At 38.0% G+C, this 16,282-nt stretch carries 13 protein-coding genes; 6 read left to right on the forward strand and 7 right to left on the reverse strand.

Annotated features, from left to right (window positions below):
- From ACE3RB_RS16390 to ACE3RB_RS16400, 3 genes are all read left to right on the forward strand, one after another.
- Positions 1-563 (forward strand): acyl-CoA dehydrogenase family protein (locus tag ACE3RB_RS16390; protein ID WP_374465192.1); only part of this gene is annotated, 563 nt, incomplete at its 5' end.
- A 159-nt stretch (positions 564-722) separates the two neighbouring features.
- The gene (locus ACE3RB_RS16395) at positions 723-1,244 is read left to right on the forward strand and encodes a hypothetical protein (protein ID WP_374465193.1); all 522 of its coding nucleotides are present in this window, start codon (positions 723-725) and stop codon (positions 1,242-1,244) included.
- A gap of 76 nt (positions 1,245-1,320) precedes the next feature.
- The gene (locus ACE3RB_RS16400) at positions 1,321-2,682 is read left to right on the forward strand and encodes a T9SS type A sorting domain-containing protein (RefSeq protein ID WP_374465194.1); all 1,362 of its coding nucleotides are present in this window, start codon (positions 1,321-1,323) and stop codon (positions 2,680-2,682) included.
- Between the two features lie 96 nt (positions 2,683-2,778).
- Here ACE3RB_RS16400 and ACE3RB_RS16405 read toward each other — a convergent pair whose 3' ends face one another.
- From ACE3RB_RS16405 to ACE3RB_RS16435, 7 genes are all read right to left on the reverse strand, one after another.
- The gene (locus ACE3RB_RS16405) at positions 2,779-5,142 is read right to left on the reverse strand and encodes a patatin-like phospholipase family protein (protein ID WP_374465195.1); all 2,364 of its coding nucleotides are present in this window, start codon (positions 5,140-5,142) and stop codon (positions 2,779-2,781) included.
- 186 nt (positions 5,143-5,328) lie between these two features.
- Positions 5,329-8,016, reverse strand: a complete 2,688-nt coding sequence (locus ACE3RB_RS16410; RefSeq protein ID WP_374465196.1) for a PD-(D/E)XK nuclease family protein — start codon at positions 8,014-8,016, stop codon at positions 5,329-5,331.
- Positions 8,013-8,549 carry a DUF922 domain-containing protein gene (locus ACE3RB_RS16415; protein WP_374465197.1) on the reverse strand — a complete coding sequence of 179 codons (537 nt, stop codon included), beginning with the start codon at positions 8,547-8,549 and terminating at the stop codon, positions 8,013-8,015. Before ACE3RB_RS16415 ends, ACE3RB_RS16410 begins: the two co-directional genes overlap by 4 nt.
- Positions 8,549-8,953 carry a hypothetical protein gene (locus tag ACE3RB_RS16420; protein ID WP_374465198.1) on the reverse strand — a complete coding sequence of 135 codons (405 nt, stop codon included), beginning with the start codon at positions 8,951-8,953 and terminating at the stop codon, positions 8,549-8,551. The genes ACE3RB_RS16415 and ACE3RB_RS16420 overlap by 1 nt, the downstream gene beginning before the upstream one ends.
- A gap of 62 nt (positions 8,954-9,015) precedes the next feature.
- Entirely contained in the window at positions 9,016-9,651 is a 636-nt protein-coding gene (gene rsmG, locus ACE3RB_RS16425) for a 16S rRNA (guanine(527)-N(7))-methyltransferase RsmG (protein WP_002979996.1), read from the reverse strand.
- A gap of 93 nt (positions 9,652-9,744) precedes the next feature.
- Positions 9,745-9,987: a hypothetical protein gene (locus tag ACE3RB_RS16430; protein ID WP_374465199.1), complete on the reverse strand. Its 243-nt coding sequence runs from the start codon at positions 9,985-9,987 to the stop codon at positions 9,745-9,747.
- Positions 9,969-11,081: a M20/M25/M40 family metallo-hydrolase gene (locus ACE3RB_RS16435; RefSeq protein WP_374465201.1), complete on the reverse strand. Its 1,113-nt coding sequence runs from the start codon at positions 11,079-11,081 to the stop codon at positions 9,969-9,971. Before ACE3RB_RS16435 ends, ACE3RB_RS16430 begins: the two co-directional genes overlap by 19 nt.
- Before the next feature lie 217 nt (positions 11,082-11,298).
- On the opposite strand from ACE3RB_RS16435, the gene ACE3RB_RS16440 reads away from it, so the two are divergent.
- The 3 genes from ACE3RB_RS16440 to ACE3RB_RS16450 all read left to right on the forward strand — a co-directional run bounded on the left by ACE3RB_RS16440 (position 11,299) and on the right by ACE3RB_RS16450 (position 16,246).
- On the forward strand, positions 11,299-12,492 hold the full coding sequence (locus ACE3RB_RS16440) for a pyridoxal phosphate-dependent aminotransferase (RefSeq protein WP_374465202.1): 1,194 nt from the start codon (positions 11,299-11,301) through the stop codon (positions 12,490-12,492).
- Positions 12,493-12,525: 33 nt separating this feature from the next.
- Positions 12,526-15,465, forward strand: a complete 2,940-nt coding sequence (locus ACE3RB_RS16445) for an insulinase family protein (protein ID WP_374465203.1) — start codon at positions 12,526-12,528, stop codon at positions 15,463-15,465.
- Between the two features lie 148 nt (positions 15,466-15,613).
- The gene (locus tag ACE3RB_RS16450; RefSeq protein ID WP_002980000.1) at positions 15,614-16,246 is read left to right on the forward strand and encodes a peroxiredoxin; all 633 of its coding nucleotides are present in this window, start codon (positions 15,614-15,616) and stop codon (positions 16,244-16,246) included.
- Positions 16,247-16,282: the final 36 nt, after the last annotated feature.

A 16,282-nucleotide genomic window follows, 5' to 3' on the forward strand; every position in this document is an offset into this window, starting at 1 on the left:
CTGAAACTCATAATAAATGGAGCTTAAGAGCCTCAAAAACAGGAGAATTGGTATTCAATAATGTAAAGGTTCCGAAAGAAAATCTACTTCCGGGAGTAACCGGACTGAAAGGCCCGCTTTCTTGTCTGAATTCTGCAAGATACGGAATTTCATGGGGTGTAATTGGTGCTGCTATCGACTGTTACTGTACTGCAGTTCAATATTCTAAAGAAAGAAAGCAGTTTGGTAAACCAATTGGTTCTTACCAGCTCCAACAGAAAAAGCTGGCTGAATTTTTAACAGAAATCACCAAAGCCCAGTTACTATGCCTTCAGTTAGGAAATCTTAAAAATAACCATAAGGCAACTCCTGCCCAGATTTCAATGGCTAAACGCAACAACGTGAAAATGGCGATCGATATTGCCAGAGAATCGAGGCAAATTCTTGGTGGTATGGGAATCATGGGTGAATTCCCGATGATGAGACACGCTGCTAACCTTGAATCTGTAATTACTTACGAAGGAACGCATGATGTTCATTTACTGATCACCGGATTAGACATTACAGGAATCAACGCTTTTTAAGAAAGACAAAATATAGACAAAGGAGTCTGGCCAATGGCCAGACTCCTTTGTTTTACTCACTTTGCAGAGAATTGATATTCATTGAATAATTATTGATATTGTAAAATTTTTGTTATTTTATTAAATTTATTACTTTAATACCACACAAAAACAAACAATATGAAAAAAATCACAACTTTTTTACTAAGTCTTACAGCACCATTTTACTTTGCACAACAGGCCGGTGATGTTGTAAGTGCCGAACAGAAACTGGATTTAACACCGCAGGGCGTTATTAATTTTATCGCCGATAATCTCGGAGAACAGAACGCTCCGGAATTCTCCAGCTATCTCAGCAGTTTTAATGTTGGTTTAAAAGGCTACAAAATCACCTATTACACCAAAAATGAAAATAATGTTCTTGTAAAAGCAACAGGATTGCTTATGTATCCTAACGTGCCGTTTAAACTGTCAACAGTAGTTTCTGACCACGGAACTACAGACAGCAGGTATAATGTCCCGTCTAATTTCAAAGGAGCATTAACAGCAGGATTTGTAGTTGAACTGTCTTATGTCCTTAATGGTTATATCTTGATGGCTCCTGATTACGTAGGGATGGGAACCCGGAGATGGAGTTCATCCATATGTAGATTACGCCACAGAAGCCGGAGCTACCATCGATTTTATCACTGCTGCCAATAAAGTACTGGCACAGCTGAACATTAAACGTTATGACGAATACTTTTTAGCCGGCTATTCTCAGGGAGCCCATGCTGCAATGTCTACATTAAAAAGATTAAGTATTTCTAATCCCAATAATATTAAATTCAAGTATGCATATATGGGTGACGGGCCGTATGATTTTTCCGGAGTGACTTTGAATAAAGGTATTCTGGAAAAAAACTTTTATCCGTTTACTTCATTTGTTGCCAATGTTGTTAATAGCTGCAACAATACAGGCTACAAAACATACAATAATGACATTTCAGAAGTTATTTCTGCTGAATATCTGGATAAATACAATTATCATGTTGTTCAGGATAACGGCGGCCTGCTATGGGGACCGGTAATATGGAGAAAACTTTTCACCAGCAGCTTTGTTAATGATGTTACCAGTAATCCTAATAATAAGCTCAGACAATGTCTGAAACCTAAAGATGTCTACGACTGGTACAATAAAACCCCGATGACATTAGGGCATTCAACTGTTGATTTAGCTATTCCACCTGAAAATACGTCCAAGACAATTGATATTCAACGAGGATATTACCCATGGTGGGATCTGAATAAATATAAACTGGACTCCTTTTATTGGGGACCACTCGGACATGTAGGAGGAATTCTCCCGTTCACTCTGGCTTCCAACGCCAAGTTCAATACCTTGAGAAGTGGCGGTTTACTTAATGAATGGGCAATTGCAGGATCAGTTTTCGGTAAGCAGAACGCAGAGAAAACCTCTGAAAAACCGGTACTGTTTTCTTCACAGATAAAACCGGATCTTGGAACAATGCAGCTTCTTGAAATTACAGATTTCAATCAGGAAAAAACGCAGAAAAGAGCAGCCGACAACCGTAATTTATCAGCCCTAAAAGATGGGGTTTATTTATTGAAAGTACTGGAAAACAATGAAAATAAAATAATTCCATACATCAAGAATACCCCAAAAGAAGTTGCTGAAAACGAAATCGTACAATCTGCTACCCCATCCGTTTTGCAATTGAAAGTTGATCAGGATGAACTTTCTTCAGTCAACATTTTTGACGAAAATAAAACACTTATCAAGAGTATTTCTCAGAAACAATACCGTGAAGCCGGGGGAATTAATATACAGGATCTGGAAAATAAAAGCTATACCTTTGAGGTTGTAACTCCTTATTACAACCTTCAGTTCAGTAAGGCCATCGGAGGTATGTCATCTTCTGAGAACAAAGCAGATATCTTTACCCAAAAACAGCAGATTATTGCAAAAGCCGGCAATGATATCAAAAATATCAGCATTTACAGCATTTCCGGATCACTGATCATTCAGCAGGAAGTTAACAAACCATTGTTTGAATCCAGAAACCTGGAATCCGGGGTATATCTGGTACAGATGACATTGTCTAATGGAAAAGTCATTAATAAAAAAGTAAAACTTTAAATCAATCACTCCTCTATATCTTATTTCAAGTTAATTTTGGCACTTCAGCAATGAAGTGCTTTTTTGCTTCAATACCTTAAAACATTTACAAGGCATTTAAAACTTAAATCCGATGCTAAAATATATCCTGGAAAAATCAAGCTGATTGTTTCTGGAAAGGTTAAGACTGATAGGGCCTATTAAAGATTCATACCCCAGGTTCACTCCATAACCAAACATATCAAAACTGTTATTAAAAGGAGAAAATTCCTCACTCACCTTCCCATAGCTGAACGAAGGGGTAAGATAAAGCCTTTTCATAATCCTGTACTGAAATGATACAGCTGCCTTCGCCACGGAAGTCATAGGAAGCTCTTTCTGCCGAAGCCCGTTAAATTCAGGACTTAGAAGATCATAATTGTACTCACTGCCTCCTAAATTGTATTTCTGATTCAGGAAGAGATAAGGCACCTGGTCTTCTCTCTGCGCACCAAAGCTTGTACCCAGAAAAAGGTTTACTTTTGCAGCAAGCCGCCTCGTAATCGGATAGGCAAAGTTTTCATTTAATGTAAAAGAAACCAGGTTTTTTGGCTGATAATAATAAGAATCTTTAGGGTTTAGTATAGGATATAACAGCGGCTGTACGGTTTTCAGATCATACAGCTCATACTGATCTCCATAATAGAATCTTGTACTTACCTGCAGATGATTCCCTTTTGTAAAGAAATATCTTTTGTTGAGATTATTCTGTTCAAACTTCAGAAACGTGTTAAAATTGCTGTGATTATATAATTTTTTACTGTAATTATCCACTTTTGCCTGATCCACCTTATCCAGTAAGCTGTACATTCTTTCCGTACTGAACTCTGTTCCCAGTGAAAGATAAGCATTAGGACTTATATTATAGTTTAAAGCTATCTTTCCGGTTATATTGCGGTACATATGGTTAGGAAAGCTGTCTCCGCCATCAGCACCCACATCATACAACCTGAAATTCAGGTCGTTACTTTTAAGATGGATCATCTTAGCTTCCAGATCCAGCCATAGCCTTTCCCCACTGTCTAAAAACTGCTGGTAAGCAACTTTAGCTTTAAAACGTTCAGAAATATCTACCGTTGCCAGAAATCTTGATCTGTTCAGAAGGATATTCCTGTAGGTATAATTGACAATAATTCCCACCGACTGCTCGGTGTCATAATGCAAAGCCAGTTTGAAAGCCCCTTTTTTGGCTCTTTTCACAAAAACATTCATTATAAGGCCATCATTTTCATTCGTATAAGTATAGTATACCTTCACATACTGGCGCATCCCGAATACACGGTCTATTGCTTCATTTACCGTTTTTACATCGTAATATTTTCCTTCCGTAAGTCCCATTTGCTTTTTAAGCACTTCAACTTCTGCGGCATCATTAATGGGAGTTCCGTCTTCTTCATTGAAGGTAAATTTTGTAGTGGGCAGTTTTACTTCCTCAATCATCTCATGTTCATATTTGATCCCGGCTTTTCGCTGGGCTTCAGCAAGGGCAACAAACTCAGGAAGGTGCTTTCTCGCCTCGGTCTCTCCTATTTTGATGATTCTCCTGAACCTGGCAAAATCCTTCGTTGTAATCTCTCCCAAAGGATCTACAAAATCCACCAGGATATCGGACAACTCTTTCTGATGCTTAAAATCTTCTACCGAACGGATGGCATGGGTCTGATAAATCATCTTCATAGGGTTCTCAATTTCTTTCTTGGTGAAAAGCCTGAATCCTGTATAACCGCCAATCACAAAATCCGCTCCCATCTCACGAACCTCATTGGCGGGGTAATTACGGTCTAATCCTCCATCCACCAAAAGTTTCCCATCAATATAAACAGGAGCAAAAGCTGCCGGAATTGCCAATGTAGCACGGATAGCCAATGGAAGAGATCCCTCCTTCTGCATCACCAGACCGCCGTTTTCAATGTCTGAGGAAGTAAGCTGAACAGGAATTCTCAGCTTGCTGAAATCATTGATATGTTTTGCGTTGAAAGTAAGAGTATTAAGCACTTCTCCCATGTACTGCCCTTCAATATAAGAACTTGGAAGCGTCGGAAATCCTTTCACTACAGGGAACTCAAGAATATATTTGTCATACTCATCTTTCTCACTGATATTGACTTTGCTGTAAGGAATTTTATTGCTGAGAATCCTGCTCCAGTCCATTTTATAAATGGTATGCTTCAGCTGGTCAGCATTATATCCCATTGCATAAAGGCCTCCCAGAATTCCTCCCATACTGGTTCCTGTAATATAATCTACCTTGATGCCCAATGAGTCTATCATTTTAAGAATACCAATATGTGCGAACCCTTTTGCTCCGCCACCGCTGAGTGCCAGGCCAAATTTGGTGTCTTTGGTTACATTCTGAAGAGCTGTATTCAGGGAATCATTCTTTTGCTGAGACTTGATCATAAGAGAGAAAGCTATAGCAAAAAATATCAGGATCTTTTTCATTGTTGATTCTTGGTGTATCCGATTTTAACTTAAAAAAGTTTTATAAAGAGTAAAGATACACAAAAAAGTTACCCATAAAATTGACCTGTTATGTGAAGTAAATAAATCTATTTCGGCCTATGACTTAAAACAAATAAACTATTGATTTTCAGAATACACATCCTTTCAAATCAATATTAAATATTTTTAATACGTTTTTATGGTCTCCACAAAGTTGATATCAGGATTCAGGATTTCGAGGATAAGACTTTTGACAGCTTTCATGGCATCATCAATATTTCCTTTGTCGAACTGCAGGGAAACCATTCCTTTTCTGGCATCTGCAAAGCTCCAGATCCCTGTTTCAATCGGGTATCCCCAAAATTCCGGAAGATGCTGTACCACGTAATGATAAATACAAAGCTGAAGCGCCTGCTTTCTGTCACTGTTGTGAAAATATTCAGCCACATTATCTTCATCAATTTTTACATTGAGATTTTTAATTTTGGCTGTTTTATAATCAATGATTCTCAGCGTCCCATTCAGTTTATCGATACGGTCAATGAATCCGAAGAAAGATATTTTATCATTTCCATCAAGAGGAAAATCGATGTTTTCAAACCTTCTTTCAATATCAACAATTTCCAGTTTGTTGCCTTGTTTTATCAGTTCAAGATCGTGATTAAGAACATTCTCAATTACTTTTTTAGCAATGGCCTTATGGATATAGTTCATCCCTTTTTCATAGAATTCCGGCTGATGTTTCAGCTTTTCAATAGCGATATTTATATATTGATCTATCGCTTTAACTGAATTCCTTAAATCACTTTCTTTTAAAATCTTACCCTTTAATACCTCATACACTTCTTGAAGTGAATAATGAACTAAATTCCCGTAATTTTTCACCGAAAGCTCTTCTTCAATTTCATCCGTTTCCGAGGTATTTAAAATCTTTGAAAGATAAAAGTCAATCGGATTATAGAGGTAACTGGTAAGGTGTGATGCAGATACTTTTTGCTTCCATTTTTCAAGCCGTTCCTGCACGATCTGTGTCTTGGAAATTTCTATGGGTTGCGTTGCAATAGGCTCAGAAGAATTTTCAATGATCAGGTGTTCTATCTCATGCGAACTCTCCATTTCAATCTGGGTAATGAACCGGCTTTTCTCTCCCGTATTGACTCCGGAGCTTAAAGCATTGTACAATAAATGGACATTCTTAGCATCCTGAATCAGCCTGTAAAAGTGATAGGCATAAATACTGTCATTTTCCAGGAAAGTATGAAGATCAAAAAATCTTCGGATATCAAAAGGAATATAGGTATTCTGAGAGTTTCCAAGCGGAAGTTTTCCCTCGTTCACAGAAAGCAGAATAACATTCTCGAAATTCAGAAGACGTGTTTCCAGCAATCCCATGATCTGTAATCCTCTCAACGGCTCTCCCTGAAAATCGATACTTTCAGAATTGATATGCTGATTGATCAGAATTTCCAGCGTTTCCATCTTGATCTCAATATTGTAAGGAGTCAACTGATTTTTGATGATTCTGAATGCATTTTCAAAGTGAGAAACATTCTCATACTGAATATCATCTATTTCAAGCCATTTTACCTGCTGGCAGAATGCTATAAGCATATCCAGATAAACATTTGTTCCCGGAGCTTTCTGCAGAAGCCCGAAATAAGACAGCCCGCTCAGCAGTTCATGTAAAAGTTTATGAGAGATATAAACAATGTTCCTCTCTTCTACTTTGGCTTTAAAATCATTAATAATCTGTTCATCTTCAACAGATTTAGGCAATTCTTCCAGGATCGGGAAAACATCCCTGTAATAATAGGAAGATTTATTTTTTTCAAGCTGTTTCTGCAGATAGAAAAGACGTTTTATTGCATTGGAGAAAGACAGGTTTTTCAACGGAAATCCCATTGTAATATTCAGGTTGTCAACCCCATGCATCACATCAAGGCTTGCAGGAAGAAGGTTCTCATCCAGCAATACTACAGCTGTATTGGAATAGGTTTTATTATTGATCTCTTTAAAAATTTCGGGCAGTACTTTTGTCTGGGTTACATTCCCGGAAACTTCGTACACCTTAATTTTTTTAGGCTGGTTAAAATCGTCTTCTATCCACTGGAAAGCCCTGTTGTCATCAAATTCTTTCCATGTTTTATGGTTTCTGAGGAACTTACCGGCTTCCTGTCTTTCATCATTGAAATAATACCGGTCTGCCTGAAAGAAACATTGGGCTTTATTCCACTGCAAAAGACTTCTTACAAGCTTTTCTTCTACCGGAGTAAAAGCATTGAACCCACAGAACACGAACTCATCTCCGGTATTTTTAGCAAAATCAGCAACCTTAGCTTTGGCAGCCTCATGAATCATTCCTGAAGTGGCCCAGTTTTTTTCCTGTAACCTCTTTTTTAAAGCAGGGAGAAAAACATTCATATTCTGCCAGAAATTAAGGAATTTCTTTCTTGGAACATCATCATCCTCTCCAAGATCCTGAGCCCATTCTTTGATCCTTTCCTCATCAAACATGTACTGCAGAACTGCCTGATCACTGTCTGAGAATTTAAGAATATCATCCCAATCCTTCTGTAATGTCGGGAACCACTTCAGAAAGTCTGAAAAATCATCCCTGGGAATAAGATTCAGGCTTCTGTATACATCAAATGAAAAAAGCCACAGCGGAATACCCTGAATAAGCTGCTGACCCGCAATATTATTCACGAGCTCCTCAATGGTAAAAAAGTTGGGAAGAAACCCTGAATAATGATTTTCTTCCAGAATCTGCCGGATAAATACAATGGGACGTTTTCCGGGCAGAATGATATTAAACGCAGAAAGATCCGGGTTTTGTGCTAGCAGTTCGTGGATGATCTTATTGAGGAATTTCAAAGGGCTTGGTAGCTTTTTAAGTTGTCTAGTTGTTCAGAAATTAAATCGTTATATTCGGCCTGTTTTTCTTTGTCAATTCCATGACGGGTTTCTCTGTCGTAAGCCATCTGGAAATTTTTATAGTCTATGGATATCCCATCATAAATTGCTTTGAAATACTTATTGTAGTCTCCTGAATTTTTGATTTTTTCAGCAACTGACTTTCTGAATTTTCTCACAAATAATTCTGCGATGTCAAAATGCTTCTGTTCGTGCAGCAGAATATAATCATTCATTTTTGTGACATCTTTCCATGATTTTTCTTCATGGAATATGGTTGTAATGGAAATCGTAACAGGTGCCTTTGGATCTGAAGATTTTACAGCGGAAAACTCCCAGCCACAATGGGTATATGCTGCTACATCGGGATTCTTTTTATTACCGACCGGACTTTTAAAATTATCCCAGGTCAGCTTTTTATCTTCCTGCCAGGTAATCTTCTGTCCGAATACTGTCTGTGCTGCCAGCAGACACAATACGATACTCAATTTCATTATTCTACTACAATTGTTTTGGTAATCCAGCTATTTCCTCCGTTCCAGAATTTAAAAGTATAAGTGCCTTTTTTCTGCGGGCTGAAGTTGATCTGGCTGGCTCCCACGTAATTTCCCTGTGTACAAGGTCCGTTCGTAATATATTTATAAGAAGTCACCGTTCTTTCCAGATTGGTATTGTAAACATAGTCATATCCGTAAAAGCCTTCACAGTGTGACGGATAGGTGGAATAAGTCTTTATGCTCTGTATTGCAAAAACATCCATGGTATCATTGACAATTTTTACGCTGTCGATTTTGATCTTATCAATAGATTCAATCGTCTGGTAATCATCATCATTACACGAAACCAGAAGCCCGCCAAACACGAATATTGAAAATCCAATATTTAAAAGTTTTTTCATAACCTTTAGTTTTCTGATTATTAACAAATATTAGCAAAAATTATTCCTTATTTACTTAAAAATCAGGAATTAAAATTACCTTTTGATACATAAACTACCTTTTTAGTATCAAAAAATTCTTCATCAAAATAGTGTTTAAGGTTGAAAATTTCACATTTAATTCCAGCCAGTTCTTCTGCAAGATCACCCCCTTTTAAATATAAAATTCCGTTATGTTTAGGGTTAAACTGTTCTTTTTCAAATTTCCCTTTCAGCCATCTTAAAAATTCAGGCATCTGGGTTACCGCCCTGCTGACCACAAAGTGGAATTTCTCTTTCAGTTTCTCTGCTCTTCCGTGGATAGCCGTTACATTGGTTAAGCCTACTCCATCTGCTACAGCCTGTACTACACTGATTTTCTTCCCGATAGAATCAATCAAAGTAAATTCTACTTCAGGAAACAGGATGGCCAGCGGAATTCCCGGAAAACCTCCTCCGGTTCCGATATCCAGAACTTTAGTTCCGGGAGCGAATGCCATCACTTTTGCAATTCCCAGAGAGTGAAGAATATGTTTTTCATACAGGGATTCCATATCTTTTCTGGAAATTACGTTGATCTTTTCATTCCATTCATTATACAGATTTTCCAGTTGTGAAAATTGTTCTTTCTGTTTTTCAGTAAGATCCGGGAAATATTTTAATAGTAACGATGCAGACATGTGAATTATTATAAACAGCAAAAATAAGTTTTATTTCTCTTGTATTCAAATCTACTTTCCGGATAAGCATTGAACTCAGCTTAACTGAGATCATTATTTTGCAATTCCCGGAATTACCGGCACACCAGGGTTCCCTGATTGACTGATCGTTTGTACAGCAAAAATATAATTGTCTTTCGAAAGCGGTACTTTTATGGAAAGTCCTGTTGTAAAGATTTTTTTCTGCCACACTGGACTGTCAGTTTCGCGGGCCAGGACATAATACCCTGCCGGCGTTCCTGATTTTGGTTTTTTCCAGTGAAGCGTAGTGGAGTTCGTCAGTTGCTTAACATCCATTTCCACATTCTCAGACTTTGAAGTGGATTTTGCAAGATTGCCAGTACTGCAATGTTGGCAGCAACATTCTTCTTCAGGTATTTAAAATCTATAAATTCAGGCAGATCACCATATTGCCTTTTATTTTCCATCCTGATGTCCTGATGCTGATGATCATAATTTTCATAGTATTCGGTAAGCCTTACAGACGGAAACCCGTTGTTGACAAAGCTGGTATGATCACCTCCCCGTAAAAACCGGTCATTTCTGTAGATCAGCTTTATTTCAAGCCCTTTCACGTATTCTTCCGCAATTTCTTTGATATACCTTGCCAGCTGTCTGGATTCGCTGTCATTTTCAAAACCCAGATTTCTGATAGTCATTGCTTTTTTATCGAGGTCTTTGTAAGGCAGACCTTCACTGAACACACGAAGGGTCCGGGTATTGATCTCTCCTGTTTCTCCCGCTTTGGGATTCCCGATCATATCATTATTCAGAACGGCTTCCAGTTGTAAACCTTCTTTCTTTATCTTTTCTGCCAGCTGTTTAGAGCCTAACAACGATTGTTCTTCCCCGGAGAACGCCACAAAGATAATCGAGGCCGGAAATGAAGACCTGCTCAATATTCTTGCGGATTCTATAACAGCACTTACTCCGCTGCCGTCATCATTGGCTCCGGGTGCTGCTGAAGTTCTGTTCATTACATCAGTCACTCTCGAATCAAGATGTCCTCCGATCAGGAAAATTCTTTTATCGTTTGGATCTGTTCCTTTCAGAAAAGCAACTGCATTTTCCAGGTTTACCGGCTTGTCAATTCTTTTTCCATCAGGCTGAATATCTTCCTGCTGAAGGTATACTTCCATTCTACCTCCTGAATTTTTAGCATAATCATTGAATTTTTTAATGACCCAGTTTCTTGCAGCACCAATTCCGTGATTAGGATCATCTGTTGAACTTAAAGTATGTCTGGTTTCAAAACTTACCAGCTTACCGATATAAGATTTCAGTGAATCTTCATTGACCTGTGAGACATACTTTTTCACTTCATCATCTTTGGAATGCTTCTGAGAGAAAACAGTACATGAAATCAGCAATAAAAAAACGGAATACTTCATAGAATTAGGTCTTAAATGCTTTAAAGATACAAAAGACTGAGCATCAGAAGTAATTTTTATTCTTATTATCTCACTGGATAGATTAAAAATTAATCACCTACAAAAAAGACATCATAATACATTTGACCAAAACCTGACAAATATCTTCAAAGCAATCCCATTTTTATTGTCCCTGCAAGGCGTTTTTATCATATATTTGTTAAAATTCAAAAAATACATGGATAAACTTTCAGATAGAGTAAAAAGATTAGGATACTCACAGACATTTGTCATGTCTAATAAAGCCAGAGAGATGAAGGCTAACGGAATAGATGTAATCAGCTTAACTCTTGGTGAACCGGATTTTGATGTTCCGGACAATATCAAACAGGCCGCTTTCGAAGCCATTAATCAGAATTACAGCCATTATTCTCCTGTTCCGGGATTTCTGGAATTGCGTGAGGCGATTGCTTATAAATTAAAAAGAGACAACAACCTGGAATACAAACCTACCCAGATCTGTGTTTCAAATGGTGCCAAACAGGCCATTATCAATGTTCTGGCAGCTATCATCAATGATGGTGACGAAGTTCTTCTTCCTGCTCCTTATTGGGTAAGCTACGATGAAATGGTAAAAATGATGGGTGGTACTTCTGTGATTCTTCCTACATCTTATGTTACCGATTTTAAAGTTACAGCAGAACAGCTTGAAGAAGCTATTACAGAAAAGACCAAAGCAGTACTCTTCAGTTCTCCATGTAATCCGTCAGGAGGTTATTACACCTACGACGAATTAAAATCTATCGCGAAAGTTATCGCAAAATATCCTCAGATAACGATCATTTCTGATGAGATCTATGAGTATATCAACTACGAAACAAAAACGACATCTATCGCTCAGTTTCCTGAAGTATATGAACAGACAGCCGTAATCAACGGAATGTCGAAAGCATTTGCCATGACAGGATGGAGAATCGGATATTCCGCATGCCCTGAATGGCTGGCAAAAGCTTGCGAAAAAGTACAGGGACAGATGACAAGCGGTGCCAATACGATGGCACAGAGAGCCTCTATTGCTGCCTTAAAAACAGATCCTTCTGAATACAGGTATATGATTGATGCCTTCAAAAAAAGAAGGGATCTTGTTTATGAATTAATCAAAGAAATCCCTGGATTTAAAGTGGTACTTCCAAAAGCAGCCTTCTATTTCTTCCCGGATATTTCGTACTACATCGGAAAAACTTTGAACGGAACTGAAATTAAAAACTCTGATGACTTTGCCATGTTCCTTCTGGAAAATGCGCATGTAGGCTGTGTTGGCGGATTCTCCTTCGGAAGTCCGGAATGCATCAGATTCTCTTATGCTGCTTCTGAGGAGGAATTAAGAGAGGCTATGAAACGAATCAAAAACTTATTGGAACAATTCAGTTAACAAATTAATAACCCAAAATAAAACACGACAGCAATGAATCTGTTAAAAAAACTGACCATCGCCACAAGTATTGCCGCAGCGAGTTTTGCGGGATATGCTTTTGGCCAGGATTTCCAGTGGAAAGAAGCTACTTCGAATGGCTACAAGTACAAGTATGTAACCAATGACCCTACTTCCGCAAGGTATTATACCTTAAAAAATGGATTGACGGTTATTTTGAGCCCTACCAATAAGGATCCGAGAATTCAAACCTATATTGCAACAAAAGCAGGAAGTAAAACCGATCCCGCAGACCACACCGGTCTTGCCCATTATCTTGAGCATATGCTTTTCAAAGGAACGAATCAGTTCGGTTCTAAAGACTGGGGAAAAGAAAAACCGTTGTTAGACCAGATTGACGCTCTTTACGAAAAGTACAATCAGACCAAAGACGAGGCTAAGAGAAAAGAGATCTACAAAGAAATTGACAGGGTTTCAGGAGAAGCCGCAAAATTTGCAATCGCAAATGAATACGACAAAATGATGGCCGGTATGGGAGCTGATGGCACTAACGCCTTCACTTCTTTTGAGCAGACAGTATATACGGAAGATGTACCTGCCAACGTTCTGGATAAGTTCCTTGCTGTACAGGCTGAAAGATTCAGAGAACCTGTTCTGAGACTCTTCCACACAGAGCTGGAAGCAGTGTATGAAGAAAAAAACAGATCTCTTGATGATGACGGCGATAAGGTTTTTGATACGATGTTTGCCAATCTTTTCCCTAACAACAATTATGGAAAACAGACGACCATCGGAACGATTGAACACTTGAAAAACCCTTCACTGAAAGCCATCAGAGAATATTACAACACGTATTATGTTCCTAATAATATGGGAATCATCATGTCCGGAGATTTCAATCCGGATGAAGTGATTGCAAAGATTGACAAGGCTTTCTCTTATATGAAGCCTAAAACAATTCCTGAATATAAAGTAGGACAGGAAAAAGCAATCAGCGCTCCGATTGTAAAAGAAGTGGTAGGACCAAATCCTGAAAATGTAATGCTTGGTTTCAGATTTCCGGGAGCTTCCACGAAAGATGCAAGAATGCTGAACCTTGTTGGAAATATGCTTACCAACGGACAGGCAGGATTAATTGACCTTGACCTGGTAAAAAAGCAAAAATTACTTGGAGCTTACGCCGGATCTTATGCTTTAAAAGACTACTCCGTTTTGCTTCTACAGGGAAAGCCTACTGAAGGACAATCTCTTGATGAAGTAAAAAACCTTCTTCTTCAGGAAATTGATAAATTGAGAAAAGGTGAGTTCTCCGATGACCTGATCCAGTCTATCGTAAACAATGAAAAGAAAGGGATCATTCAGAAGGATGAAAAATATTCGTCAAGAGCAAGTATCCTGATGGATGAATTTACTTCTGACATTGATCATAAAACATCGCTGGAATATGTAGATGAAATCTCCAAGCTTACGAAAAAAGATATTATGGATTTTGCTTCCAAATATCTCCAGAACAATAACTATGTTGCTGTTTACAAAAGAAAAGGAGAAGACAAGAGCATTGTAAAAGTTGACAAACCAACTATCACTCCGGTTTCCGTTAACAGAGAAGACCAGTCTCCTTTCCTTAAGAAGATTGACGAAATGCCTGAAAACCCTATTGCTCCGGTATGGTTGAATTACGATAAAGATATTGATAAAAACAAATTAGCAGGAGTAGATGTTCTTTCTGTAAAAAATACAGATAATGCCCTGTTCAGAATGTATTATCACTTTGATTCAGGAAAATGGAACAACAAAATCCTTCCGTTGGCAGCAGAATACCTTCAGTATTTAGGAACCAAAGATAAATCTTCCGAAGTGATCAGTAAGGAATTCTACAAACTTGCCTCAAGCTTCAATGTGAGTGCCGGGAACGAGGAAACTTATGTATCACTGGAAGGTTTAAATGAAAACTTCGATAAAACCGTTGCTCTATTTGAAGATCTGATTAAAAACTGCCAGGCAGATCAGACAGCTCTTGATGCCTACAAGGTTAGATTGAAGAAAGCCAGAGCAAATGCTAAACAGAATAAAGGAGTCATCATGTCCGGATTGAGAAGCTATGCTCAATATGGTCCTCAGAATCCTTTCAATAATGTATTGAGTGATGCTGAGCTTGACGCATTAAAGGCTGAAGACCTGATCAATGTTCTTCATGACCTGTTCAATTTCAAGCATAAAGTACTGTATTACGGTCCGAAAACAGGAAACGAGGTGGTAGCATCGCTAAAACCAATCCACAAACTTCCTGCAACGCTGAAAGATCTTCCTAAGTCTAAAACTTTCGTTCAGGTTCCGACAGATAAAAACAAAGTATTGTTTGCCCATTATGACATGGTACAGGCAGAAGTTTTCTGGGTGAGAAACTCTGACCAGTACAATCCTTCAACTACTCCTACTGTAAGCCTATTCAACAGTTATTTCGGAGGCGGTATGGGTTCTATTGTTTTCCAGACCATCAGGGAATCTAAGGCACTGGCCTACTCCACTTATTCTTATTTTGCCCTTCCAAGCAAGAAAACAGATAAGGATATGATCATGGCTTATGTAGGAACCCAGGCAGACAAATTCAATGAGTCTACCACAGCTATGAATGAGCTTTTAACAACGCTTCCAAAATCTGAACAATTATTCGAAACAGCAAAAAGCGGATTGAAAAAATCAATTGCTTCCGAAAGAATTACTCAGGATGGAATCATCTTCTCTTATCTGAAATCCCAAAGACTCGGAAACAATTTTGATATGAGAAAGACAGTGTATGAACAGGCTCCGAAACTATCTTTTGCAGACATCAATGCTTTCCATGACAAGGAGATGAGGAACAAGAATTACACCTATTGTCTCGTTGCCTCTCAGGATAAAGTAAATGAAGCCGATATGCAGAAATTAGGTGAAGTAAAAAAACTTAATTTAACTGAAATATTTGGTTATTAAGATAAACAAAAAGCCCTGATATCAGGGCTTTTTTATTTAACAGCACGTCAAAAACAATTATAGATTTTATTTATCAATATTCGTTTGTTCAATAGATAAATCTTTTATATATTTGCATAAGAAATTTAAATATAAAAACAGAAAAATTATGTCTTTAGTAGGAAAAAAATTCCCGAATTTAACAATTGACGCAATGTCTGAAATGGGTGACGATCTTAGAATCAACATCCTTGATGAAGCAGTAAACAACCAGCAAAAAGTTCTTTTATTCTGGTACCCTAAAGATTTCACTTTCGTATGTCCTACAGAGCTTCACGCTTTCCAGGAGGCTTTAGGTGAATTCGAAAAAAGAAACACTAAAGTAATCGGTGCATCTTGTGATACTAACGAAGTACACTTCGCATGGTTGAACACACCAAAAGATAACGGAGGTATCGAAGGAGTAACTTACCCACTTTTAGCTGATACACACAGACAATTGGCAAACACTTTGGGAATTGTTGATCAGGATTTCGAATATGATGAAGATGGAAACGAAGTTTTCACAGGTTCTAACGTAACTTACAGAGCAACTTACCTTATCGATGAAACCGGAAAAATTTTCCACGAAGCGGTAAATGACATGCCATTAGGAAGAAACGTAAAAGAATTCTTAAGACTAATTGATGCTTACACGCACGTTCAAAAACACGGTGAAGTATGCCCTGCAAACTGGGAAGAAGGAAAAGAAGCAATGAAAGCTGACAGAACTTCTACTGCAGAATACTTAGCTAAGAACTAATATAATGTGTTAATTTGAAAATGAGATAATTAAAAA

Origin of the sequence: Chryseobacterium sp., assembly GCF_041914225.1 — a bacterium.
Classification (GTDB): domain Bacteria; phylum Bacteroidota; class Bacteroidia; order Flavobacteriales; family Weeksellaceae; genus Chryseobacterium.